General features: G+C 75.1%; 8 protein-coding genes. 5 read left to right on the plus strand and 3 right to left on the minus strand.

The window, feature by feature from the left end; all coding sequences use genetic code 11:
- Positions 1-119: 119 nt before the first annotated feature.
- Entirely contained in the window at positions 120-2,447 is a 2,328-nt protein-coding gene (locus ABZY91_RS33025) for a hypothetical protein (protein WP_355406768.1), read from the minus strand.
- A gap of 499 nt (positions 2,448-2,946) precedes the next feature.
- On the opposite strand from ABZY91_RS33025, the gene ABZY91_RS33030 reads away from it, so the two are divergent.
- The 4 genes from ABZY91_RS33030 (at position 2,947) to ABZY91_RS33045 (ending at position 6,918) form a co-directional block, all read left to right on the plus strand.
- Positions 2,947-3,891, plus strand: a complete 945-nt coding sequence (locus tag ABZY91_RS33030) for a hypothetical protein (protein ID WP_355406770.1) — start codon at positions 2,947-2,949, stop codon at positions 3,889-3,891.
- Positions 3,892-3,986: 95 nt separating this feature from the next.
- Positions 3,987-4,820: a hypothetical protein gene (locus ABZY91_RS33035; RefSeq protein WP_355406772.1), complete on the plus strand. Its 834-nt coding sequence runs from the start codon at positions 3,987-3,989 to the stop codon at positions 4,818-4,820.
- Positions 4,817-5,758, plus strand: a complete 942-nt coding sequence (locus ABZY91_RS33040) for a hypothetical protein (RefSeq protein WP_355406774.1) — start codon at positions 4,817-4,819, stop codon at positions 5,756-5,758. The genes ABZY91_RS33035 and ABZY91_RS33040 overlap by 4 nt, the downstream gene beginning before the upstream one ends.
- Complete coding sequence (locus ABZY91_RS33045) at positions 5,755-6,918, plus strand: hypothetical protein (protein WP_355406776.1); 1,164 nt, start codon at positions 5,755-5,757, stop codon at positions 6,916-6,918. Before ABZY91_RS33040 ends, ABZY91_RS33045 begins: the two co-directional genes overlap by 4 nt.
- Before the next feature lie 177 nt (positions 6,919-7,095).
- Here the strand turns inward: ABZY91_RS33045 and ABZY91_RS33050 are convergent, their stop codons facing one another.
- On the minus strand, positions 7,096-7,638 hold the full coding sequence (locus ABZY91_RS33050) for a hypothetical protein (RefSeq protein ID WP_355406778.1): 543 nt from the start codon (positions 7,636-7,638) through the stop codon (positions 7,096-7,098).
- A 493-nt stretch (positions 7,639-8,131) separates the two neighbouring features.
- Here ABZY91_RS33050 and rox point away from each other — a divergent pair, with 493 nt between their 5' ends.
- Positions 8,132-9,568: a rifampin monooxygenase gene (gene rox, locus ABZY91_RS33055; protein WP_355406796.1), complete on the plus strand. Its 1,437-nt coding sequence runs from the start codon at positions 8,132-8,134 to the stop codon at positions 9,566-9,568.
- Between the two features lie 226 nt (positions 9,569-9,794).
- On the opposite strand, the gene ABZY91_RS33060 is transcribed toward rox, so the two are convergent.
- The gene (locus ABZY91_RS33060; protein WP_355406780.1) at positions 9,795-10,316 is read right to left on the minus strand and encodes a hypothetical protein; all 522 of its coding nucleotides are present in this window, start codon (positions 10,314-10,316) and stop codon (positions 9,795-9,797) included.
- Between the last annotated feature and the right edge of the window lie 4 nt (positions 10,317-10,320).

Here is a 10,320-nt window from a genome sequence, read left to right on the forward strand (position 1 = left end):
TCTCCCGCCCGCCCCGGACCCGGCCGGGGCACGTCGGGCGCCGGCCGGCCCGCCACGGCGCAGGGGCGGGCCGGCCTGCTCCCGACGGTGCCGCTCAGGCGATCACCCGGGCGGGGTGATCACTCGGAGGGCCGGTGATCGTGGTTCCCCTCGACGGCCGGGTGACGGCGGCGCCGGGCTGCGACGACCAGCATCGGGGCGCCGGCGAGGAGCAGGGCCGCGCCCGTCGCGGCGACCGGGAGCAGGTCGCCGGCACCCGTCTCCGGCAGCGGCGCCGCGGGACCGTGCCCGGCCGGCGGCTGCGGGGCCGGCGGCTTGGGCCGTGGGCTGTGAGCCGGCCTCGGGGTCTCGGTCGGCTTCGGGCTGTGCGTGGGCTTCGGGCTGTGCGTCGGTTTCGGGCTGTGCGTGGGCTTCGGGCTGTGCGTGGGCCGGGGCGAGTGGGTGGGCTGCGGCGCGGCCCTGACCGTCACGGTCGCCGACGAGGGCGGCGAGGTGACGGTCGTGGGACCGGGGGCGACGGCCGTCGCGACGGCCGTGTTGGCGATGGTCTCCTGACCGAGGTCGGCCTCGGTGACGGTGTAGGTGCCGGTGCAGGTGACCGAGCCGCCGGGAGCCAGCGGCGTGTCGGCGCAGGAGTGCGCCGGGGTGCCGCCCGAGCCGTTGAAGGCGGTGTCCACGACCTCGGGACGGGTGAGCGTGACGTTGCCGGTGTTGGTGAGGAGCAGGGTGTAGCTCACGACCTGGCCCGCGTGGTCGACCACGGCGGGTGCGGCGGACTTGACCAGGGTGAGCGCGGGCTGCCGGGTGGGCGTCACCGTCGCGGTGGAGGGCGGGGAGGTGACCGGGGGACCGCTCGGCGGGGTGCCGGTGGCGGTGGCGGTGTTGGTGAGCGTCCCGGCGTCGATGTCCGCCTGCGTCACGACGTACGAGGAGGTGCAGGTCATCGACTCCGCCGGGGCCAGGGTGGTGCCGGGACAGCTGACGGTCGGAATGGTCCCCGCACCGGAGAACGAGGTGTCCGCGGCGGTCACCCCGGTCAGCGTGACGTTCCCGGTGTTGGTGACCAGGTAGGAGTAGGTGAGCCGCTGCCCGGGTGTCAGGGTCGCCACCAGCGTGGAGCGCCGGTTGTTGCCGCCGCCCCCGCCGGTGGAGGCGGTCTTCTCCAGGGTGAGGGACGCCCGCGGACCGGTCACCGTGGTGGTGGAGGGCGGGGAGGTGACCGGCGAACCGGTGGGCGGGGTGCCGGTGGCGGTGGCGGTGTTGGTGAGCGTCCCGGCGTCGGCGTCGGCCTGGGTCACCGTGTACGCGGCGAAACAGGTCATGGACTGGCCCGGGACGAGGGTCGTGTCCGGGCAGGTGATCGCGGGTGGTGTGCCCGTGCCGGAGAACGAGGTGTCCGTGACGCTGATGTCGGTCAGCGTGACGTCCCCCGCGTTCGTCACCACGAACCAGTAGATGATCGCGGAGCCCGCCACCAGGGTGGTGACGAGCGCCGAGCGCCGGTTGTTGCCGCCGCCCCCGCCGCCGGTCGTGGCCGTCTTGTCCAGCGTCAGCGCCGGCCCGGTCCGGGGGCCGGTCACCGTGGTGGTGGAGGGCGGGGAGGTGACCGGCGAACCGGTGGGCGGGGTGCCGGTGGCGGTGGCGGTGTTGGTGAGCGTCCCGGCGTCGGCGTCGGCCTGGGTCACCGTGTACGCGGCGGAGCAGATCATGGACTGGCCCGGGACGAGGGTCGTGCCCGGGCAGGTGATCGCGGGCGGTGTGCCCGTGCCGGAGAACGAGGTGTCCGTGACGCTCACGCCGGTCAGGGTGACGTTCCCGGTGTTCTTCACCAGGTAGGAGTAGACGAGGGTCTGCCCCGGCGACAGGGTCGCCACGAGCGTGGAGCGGCGGTTGTCGCCACCGCCCCCGCCGCCCGAGGCGGTCTTCTCGACGGAGAGGGCTGCGCTCTGCAACGCGACCGCCGTCACGGGGGAGTCGGGCGCGGTCACCGCGGAGCCGGTGGGCGGGGTGCCGCTCGCGGTACCGACACCGGTGACCCTGCCCGCGTCGACGTCGGCCTGCGTCACCGTGTAGGGCGCGGTGCAGGTCATCGAGGCGCCCTGGGCGAGGGCGGTGTCCGGACAGGAGACCACCGGCGGGGTCCCGGTCCCGCTGAACGAGGTGTTCGCGGCGGTGACCGCGGTCAGCGGCTCGTCACCGGTGTTGGCCAGCAGGTAGGAGAAGGTGATCGTCTGGCCGGCCGCCCGGAAGGTCGTCGGCGCGACGCTCTGCGTCAGCGACAGGGCGGGGGACTGCGCGGTGGCGACGGGCGCCAGGGGGAACGCCGCGACGAGGACCGCCCCCACGGCCACGACCGAGGTCAGCAGGCCGGGACCACGGCGGGTCCCGCGTGCGCCCTCCGGTCCCGGTGGTCGTCCGGGGGCGCCTCTGGTTCCGCCGACTCGCATCGTGGTTCTCCTCATCTCGCCCCGTACCGGGAGGACCGGCGCGACGGCGGCACGACCTTCATGGACAGGTGGACGGCCGCACCCGCACCGGACGCGGCACGGAACAGATACTCGAATCCGAGGTCTCTCCATCGTTCGTGATCGCAGGAATCATCCGGCCGGGTGCGCACACTCGCCGGAACGGTCCTGCTCCGCAGGTCCCGCAGGTCCCGAAGTCCCCGCGTGTCGCCGGACGGACGCCCCGCCGAACCGGTCGGGTGCCGCGGTGAGGGGGCGGGACGGGAGCGTGCGACGGGCGCCGTCCATTTCGGTTCGGTCACGGCGTGTCCCATTGGTTGATCATTGGGTGGGAGTGCGGTGATTGATCTTGTTGGCACCGGAGTGGACCGACTCTCATAATTTCGGCTGAGACGCGTCACGGGCGGCCTGAAGTGCGCTGCCGGGGGCGGCCCGCGAGGCGCCGACGCGCGACATTCCGCTGTCTTCCTGGGGGAGTCCCTTGTCCGCGCCCGAGAGTTCGCCGTCTGCCGCCGACCAGGCGCAGCAGGGGGTGCTCGATCCCGCCGCCGTGTCCGGCCCGGGGTCGTCCGATCCCGCCCTGCCCGATCCTGCCGCGTCCGGCCCCGCCGCCTTCGACCCGGCCCCTGCCCCGGCCCCTGCCCCTGCCCCTGCCCCGGTCGCCCGGCGGACGCTGCCGCGCGCTCTCGGGGTGACCCTGGCCGCCGCGGGCCTGATCGCCGTGACGGCGACCAGCGCCGCCGTCACCGTGGCCGTCGGCAGGCCGGACCCGGAGGCGGCCGTCGTGGCCGGCACCGCGGCACGTCCGGTCCCGGCCGCAGCCACCTCGGCGCCGCCCACCGCGTCGCCCACCGTGTCCGCCCCGGCGTCCACGGCGGCACCCGCCCCCACTGCGGCTCCCAAGCCGGCGAGCACCGTCAGAGGGACCGTCAACGGCGGGAAGCACGAGGGCGATCTGCGCTACTTCCTGCTCCCGATCCCCGAGGGCGGCGAGTCCTACGGACCGGCCGACGGCATGACGCTGACGGACGAGGAGGTCGCGGACGAGTTCAACAACCGGGACACCATCATGCGGATCCTCCGTGCGTACGGCTACAAGGACGCCGCGACCCGGACGTACCGCACGGCGGACGGCAAGGCCGAAGTCACCGTCACCCTGCTGCGCTTCGGCTCCGCCGGGGACACGAAGGAATTCGCCGAGGGCTACACCATGAGCCTGGAACCGATGGAGATCACCGGCGACCCCGGTGCCCGCGGCTACGTCCGCACACCCAAGCAGCAGGCCTACACCGGCTCGATGACCGGGATCTCCAGCCAGGGTGACGTGCAGTACACGATCGACGTCGACGTGAAGGGCACCCCGGACAAGGCCCTGCTCAGCGAGCTGATGCGGCGCCAGCGCGCCTGGCTGACCTCCGGCGGCTGAGTCCGCCCGAGTGCCGCCCGAGTGTCACCCGCGTCCCGCCTGATTCCCGCCGCCCGCGTTCTCCGCCGCCTCTTCCTTTTCCCAGGAGCCACCGCGTGACCACCGAACCCCTGGCGCCGGCACCCGCCGCCGCCCTCCCTCCGGACCGGGCCGCCGAGTTCCGGCCCCCCGAGGACCCGGCCGCCGGGCACCCGGCCCCCGAGCACCCGGCCGCCTTCCCCGCGCCCGCCGCCGCTCGCGTTCGCGCCCCCCGCCGGCCCCGGCCGGTCCTGTTGCTGGTCTCCGGCCTGGTGCTCGGCACCGTGGCCGGCGGGGCCGTCGGCTACGGGATCCAGGCGCGCCGGCCGCCGACGCCGCTGCCGCCGATCCAGGTGGCGCTGCCGTCCTACCCGGCCGAGGCGGTCGACCCCGCAGCCGTCGCCGCGGCTGCGCCCGCACCGCTCGCCATCGACGGCGACCTGCGGAAGCTGCTGCTCACGGCGCCGGCCGGCAGCTCGGCCTGGGACGACTACCCCGGCACGCCCAGCTGGATCTCGATCGGCGAGCTCGCCGAGCGCAGCGGCCCGTCCGCGGGCGCCTTCAGGGACCTGGCCGAGCGGGGCTTCCGCCGCGCCGTCGAGGTCGACTGGAAGCAGGGCGACCTGAAGGTCCGGGTCTCGCTGATCCAGTTCTCCGACGACTTCGTCGCCCAGGCCGGGAACCGGGTGAGGGGTTACCGGCTGGAGCCGTTCGCGGCCGAGGCCAACGGCGGCTACCGGGTGGAGAAGGAGCCCTTCTTCTGGGCCGAGACCACCGAGAAGTTCTACCAGGGCATCGCGGCCGCGCAGCGCGGCACGGTGGCGATGGAGGTCAAGGTCTTCGGGCTGCGGCCGGTGGACGCCGAGCTCGTGAAGAACCTCGCCAAGCAGCAGTGGGAGCGGCTGGTATGAGCGACGACACCGTGATGAGTGACGACACCGTGACCGGCTCCCCGAGCACCGAGCCGCACGTCGCGCCCGCGGCCGGAGCGCCGTCGGCCGGCGAACCGGCGGCCGAACGCGCCCCCGCCCCGCCGCTCGCGCCGTCTCCCGAGCCCGTTCCGTCCGACCCGTCCGCGCCGTCCGCGCCGTCCGACCCGCTCGCGCTGCCGTCGGTCTCCCGCCGGCTCCTGCGCGCCACCGGCGCGACCGTGGCGGCCGCCCTGGTCGGCGTGGTCATCGGCGTCGGCATCATCGAGGTCCGGTACGACGACCCGGCGCCCGTCGCCGCCGCCGCGCCGGCGCCCGCGCCGCCCACCCCGGGCGCCACCCCGGCGCCCTTCGGGGCGAAGTCCAACGGCAACCACTTCGGCTCGCTGCGCGACCTGCTGCTGCCGGTCCCCTCCGACTACGGGCTCGGTCCGGACGAGGGCGGCTACGGCAACGACGTCGAACTGACGGCCGCGCAGCTCTCCGCCGAACTGGACGAACTCCTCCAGGTGCCCAAGGAGCAGCAGGAGAAGCTCCGCGCGTACTGGGAGGGCCTGCACGTCAAGGCCACCGGTATCCGCACCTACGCCGAGCGGAAGGGCGGCCTGGTCATCGGCATGAGGCTGCGCCAGTTCAACCAGCAGGAGGTGCAGCGGATGAACGAGTACACGGCCGTGTTCACCGGTGACACCGGGCTCTTCCGCACCGGCCCCGCCGTCCCGGGCCACCCCGAGGCGCACTGCTACCTGATGCCCGCCCCGCCGTCCGCGCCGATCGACTACCTGGAGTGTTCGGCCGCCGAGGGCGACCTCCTGGTGGTCATGAGCGTCGAGGGTGTGGCGCCGCTGCCCAAGGACAAGATCGTCGCCTTCCTCGCCCAGCAGCTCGACCGTCTCGCCACCCCGGGAGCGTCCGCATGACCGACAGCACCATGCCGCACGACAGTGCCGCCTCCGGGGCCGCCCCCGCGGGACCCGCCGCCCCGGAGGGTCGCGGTACCGCGGAGGGCGACGTCACGGCGTCCGCCACTCCTGAGGCGGTCACGGCGTCCCCGGCGTCCCCGGCGCCCCCGGTGCCGGCCGCGTCCGACCGCGCCCCCGGAGACGACGCCGGGGACGGCCCCGGCCCCGGCGAGAACCCCTGGACCGCCCCCGGTGCGACGGTCCCGGGCCCCGTCGAACCGCCGAGCGCCGAGGAGCTCGCGGCCCGCCGCACCCGCCGGCGCAAGGCGGCGCTGCGGTGGGGCGCGGCGGTGGTGGTCTGCGCGCTGGCCGGCACGGGTTCCGCGCTGGCCGTCACCGCGCCCGAGCGCACCGACCTCCCGGGCCTGGCCACCGAGAGCGACGGCCGCTACACCTTCCCGGCCCTGGTGCTCCCGCCGCTGCCCTCCGGCAAGCCCGTTCCCCGGGAGAACAAGAGCCGGCACGCGGCCGACCTGCGGTACCTCCTCCTCCCCGCCCCGCAGGAGGCCGGCGGTTCGCTCGCCCCGGTGGTCTTCCCGACCCCGACCCCGCCTCCGACCGGGAGCCCGACCGGAAGCCCGACCGGGGGCCCCACCGGAACCCTGGCCGCCGCGAGCCCCACCACGTCCGCCGCTCCGCCCCCGGCGACCGCCTCCACCCCGCCTGCCACGGCCCCCCTCGCGGACTGGGTCACCTGCGACGCCGTCGCCGCCGAGCAGAAGGACCCGGCCGCGGTGCGTTCCCTTCTCCTGGAGAGCGCCTGCCGGGCCGCCACCGTCCGGGAATGGACGGCGACCGACGGCACCCGGACGCAGATCCGTCTGCTCGCCTTCGGTTCCTCCGCCGCGGCCTGGGACGTCTACCGCGAGCTCCGCGACGGGGACCAGAAGGACCCCGGCTCCCGGACCACTCCCATGGAGGGCTGGGACACCGTCTTCGGCGTCGCCGTCGAGACCCGGGGGACCCCGGCCACCACGGCCGGCACGGCCCTCACCGCCCGCCTGGCCTACCTCTCCGCGGGCGACCTCGTGGGCGTGGTCACCATGACCAACCCCGGGGGCGTCCCGGCCGAGGCGTTCCGCCAGGTCGTCACCCTCCAGTCCGACCTGCTGGCCTGACCCCCCGGGCGGGGGGGGGCCCCCCCCCCCCCCCCCCCCCCCCCCCCCCCCAAACCCCCCCCCCCCCGGGCCCCCCCCCCCCCCCCCCCCGGCCCCCCCCCCCCCCGGGGGGGGCCCCCCCCCCCCGCCCCCCCCCGCCCGCTCACGTCGTCGTGCCCGGCCGCGGGGTGCTCCTCCTCAGGCGGGGACGCCGCTGGTGTCGAGGGTCAGCCGGACGGCCTCCCGGTGGAGGGCGGTGCCACTGACGACCGCGATGCTCTCCTCGCCGCGCTCCTCGCGGCTCGCGTCGGTTCCCGCGGCCCCGATCACGGCGAGGGTCGCCGTGTAGGCGCCCCACGTGAGCCGCCGTGCCGCCATCGCCGTGCCGTCCACGACGAGCCGGCCCGCTCCGAGGACGGGCCCGGACGGCAGGGGGATCGGTCCGTCGGGCGAGGAGTTGACGAGGAAGTCGCGCAGGAGGGCCTCGGGGTCCAGCGTCGGGAACACGCGGACGTGCGCCGGCAGGCGCCGCTGGGTGCTGACCTGCACCAGCAGGGTGCGCCCCTCGTGGTAGCCGAGGTCGAGTCGCTGGAGGAGCCCGTCGGTCGACCCCTGGCCCACCAGGCACTGCCATCCGGGCCGGGGCGCGTCGAGCAGGGCCGCGGGGCGGCCGAACGACCGCAGGAGCTCCGGCCAGGTGGGATCGACGGGTCGCCCCGGGTGGGCGGAACTGTGGAACACGGCGGCCCTCCGGACGGTCGCGGGTGTGCTGGGTGCTCTCCATCCTGACAGAGCGTCAGCCGTCCCGGACCGGAACGTCGGCGGCGGGCAACCGGGGGAGGGGGCCGTACCGCCGGAGCGCCGAGCAGGAGGGAAGTCCACGGCGTCGCCCCGGGGACCCGGGGGCGGGTCGGGGCCGAGGCCGCCGGCTTCCGGTGGGCCGACACCCGGTCCGGGTCGGCGAACACCGACTCCTCGCCACTCCCAACGTATAGCGCACCGGGGGGCTTGCGGCAAGGCCCCGGTGGGGGAACACAATGGTCGGCCACGGCCGATATTCCGGAAAAGACAGATTTGCCCCCTACGTCCCGCTTCGTCGACGTGCGTGCTGCGCGGGACGTCGCGGGCGGGACTCGTCGCGCGGACTCGTCGCGCCGCTCCGGCGTCCCCCGCCGGAGCGCGGGGGCACACGTCGGGGCCGGCCGGAATCCACTCTCGTTGAATGGGCGTTGTGATGATTGACGTGATCGTGGTCGGCGGCGGACCGACCGGCTTGATGCTGGCCTGCGAGCTGCGGCTGCACGGTGTGCACGTGGTCGTGCTGGAGAGGTCGACCGAACGGACGAGGCGGTCCCGCGGGCGCGGCCTGCACACGCGCAGCGTCGAACTGATGGACCAGCGCGGTCTGTTGGAGCGGTTCCTCGCGGCCGGCGAGAAGTTCCGGGTCGGCGGCTTCTTCGGCGGCATCCACAAGCCCTGGCCGGACGGGCTGGACACCGCGCACCCGTACGGGCTCACCACTCCGCAGGCGGTCACCGAGCGGCTGTTGGAGGAGCGTGCGCTCGAACTCGGTGCGGAGATCCGGCGCGGCCGGGAGGTGGTCGGGCTGAGCCAGGACGAGGACGGAGTGACCGCCGAGACGGCGGACGGTACGCGGCTGCGCTCCCGCTACCTCGTCGGGTGCGACGGCGGCCGCAGCACGGTGCGCAAGCGGATCGGTGTCGACTTTCCCGGCGAGCCCTCCAGGGTCGAGACCCTGCTGGGCGACATGGAGGCGACCGAGGACCCGGCGACGATCGCGGCCGTGGTCGCCGAGGTCCGCAGGACCGAGCTGCGCTTCGGCGCCGTGCCCGACGTGGACGGGAACGCGGGGGTGTACCGCATCGTCGTGCCCGCCGACGGCGTGGCCGGGGACCGCACGACCGCCACGACGTTGGACGAGTTCAAGCGGCAGCTGCGGGCCGCCGCGGGCACCGACTTCGGCGTGCACTCGCCGCGCTGGCTGTCCCGGTTCGGCGACGCCACGCGGCAGGCCGAGCGCTACCGGGTCGGCCGGGTCCTGCTGGCCGGCGACGCGGCCCACATCCACCCGCCGACCGGCGGGCAGGGGCTGAACCTCGGCGTGCAGGACGCGTTCAACCTGGGCTGGAAGCTGGCCGCCGCCGTCGACGGCCGGGCACCGGAGGGGCTGCTGGACAGCTATCACACCGAACGGCACCCGGTGGGGGCCCGCGTGCTGGACAACACCCGCGCGCAGATCACGCTGATGGGGACCGATCCCGGGGCGGTCGCCCTGCGGGAGCTGCTCTCGACGCTGATGGACTTCGAGGAGGTGAACCGGTACGTCACCGAGATGATCACGGCGGTCGGCGTCCGCTACGACTTCGGCGAGGGCCATGAACTGCTCGGCCGGCGGATACGGGACGTGACGCTCAAGCGGGGCCGCCTCTACGAGCTGATGCACGGCGGCCGGGGCCTGCTCCTCGACGCGACCGGCGGGCTCTCGGTGGACGGCTGGGAGGATCGGGTCGACCACGTCGTCGACGCCGCCGAGGAGCTCGACGTGCCCGCGGTCCTCCTGCGGCCGGACGGCCACGTGGCCTGGGTCGGCGAGGACCAGGACGAGCTGGCCGCCCGGCTGCTCACGTGGTTCGGCGCCGCCACCCGCTGACCGCGCCCCCACCCGTCCCACCCCGCGGCCCGGGCCGGAGCCCCCGCTCAGGAGGACGGGGGGATCGTGGCCCGGGCCGATTCGGGGTGCCTGCACCCGCCCCGAACGACAACGTCGGTTCCCAGGACCGGACCGAGTCCTGGAAACCGACGTCGCTTACGAGCCCGAACCGGCCGGCGGAGTCCTGAGCCGGTCCAGCCGGCCCCGTCCTCCGTCCGTTGCGCCGTCAGGCGTACGGGTTGACCGAGAACTCCGGGCGTTCACTCGGGAAGTCGTCCGGGAAGAGGGCCAGCCGCACCGTGCCGGAGAGGAGCGCCAGCAGGACCCCGGGGGAGCTCAGGGGCAGCTGGGCGAACCTCAGCCGGCCTGCCTGCACCACGAGCGTCGGCCAGTCGTCCGGCTCGCCGACGGGCAGCCAGAACAGCAGGTCGGCGTTGTCGGTCACCGCCCACTGCACCAGGTCGTCGGTCGTCAGGCCGTGCTCGGCGAGCAGCGCGGGGAGATCCGGTTCGGGGTAGTCCCGCAGGAGCTGCCGCGCCTCCTCCGTCTGCCGGACGATGTCCGACCCCGGACGCGCCGATCCCTCGGCGAACACCCAGAGGAACTCGTCGAAACAACCCGGCCCGTAGGCGTCGATCAACGCGCGGTGGCTCCGAGGGATCTCGAACGCCGCCCGACCGGTGGCGGCCACCGCGACCTTCTGCCCGGGTGGCGGGCAGAGGGCCAGCAGGCTCTGCAGCTCATGCACGGGC

Origin of the sequence: Kitasatospora sp. NPDC002965 (assembly GCF_040611255.1) — a bacterium.
Lineage (GTDB): Bacteria > Actinomycetota > Actinomycetes > Streptomycetales > Streptomycetaceae > Kitasatospora.

Coding starts and splice junctions, on each gene's coding strand:
- rox (WP_355406796.1), top strand. CDS start 8,132: ATGATTGACGTGATCGTGGTCGGCGGCGGACCGACCGGCTTGATGCTG.
- ABZY91_RS33025 (WP_355406768.1), bottom strand. CDS start 2,447: ATGCGAGTCGGCGGAACCAGAGGCGCCCCCGGACGACCACCGGGACCG.
- ABZY91_RS33045 (WP_355406776.1), top strand. CDS start 5,755: ATGACCGACAGCACCATGCCGCACGACAGTGCCGCCTCCGGGGCCGCC.
- ABZY91_RS33040 (WP_355406774.1), top strand. CDS start 4,817: ATGAGCGACGACACCGTGATGAGTGACGACACCGTGACCGGCTCCCCG.